The organism is Winslowiella iniecta, assembly GCF_001267535.1.
In the GTDB taxonomy this organism is placed as follows: Bacteria; Pseudomonadota; Gammaproteobacteria; order Enterobacterales; family Enterobacteriaceae; genus Erwinia; species Erwinia iniecta.
Genome location: NZ_JRXE01000082.1, coordinates 1 through 267, shown reverse-complemented (window position 1 = coordinate 267; position 267 = coordinate 1). Strand labels below are relative to the sequence as shown.

Sequence of the window (267 nt, the reverse complement as noted above, 5' to 3'; positions counted from 1 at the left end):
GTTGCCCGTCCGGGCGATTTTTTCGCGGCCCTGGGTAAGCAGGTCAGCGACCTGTCCGCGGCGGATATCGCTGATTTTTTCACTTATCTCCGGCAGGACATCCTGCAGCCGACGATCGCCGCGGCCGCGCCTTACAGCACTCCGGCCAGCATGGACACGGTGAAATGTAAAAAATCGCACCATATCGGTGGCCCGATTTTTCTCGCCGAAGGGTCGAAAAAGGTCTTTATCAATGGTCAGCCGGCGGCGCGCAGCGGCGATCGCAGC

General features: G+C 59.9%; 1 protein-coding gene. It reads left to right on the top strand.

Annotation, left to right across the window (positions count from 1 at the left end; all coding sequences use genetic code 11):
• Positions 1–267: PAAR domain-containing protein (locus tag NG42_RS21705; RefSeq protein ID WP_052903120.1), on the top strand; the 267-nt coding region annotated here is incomplete at both ends.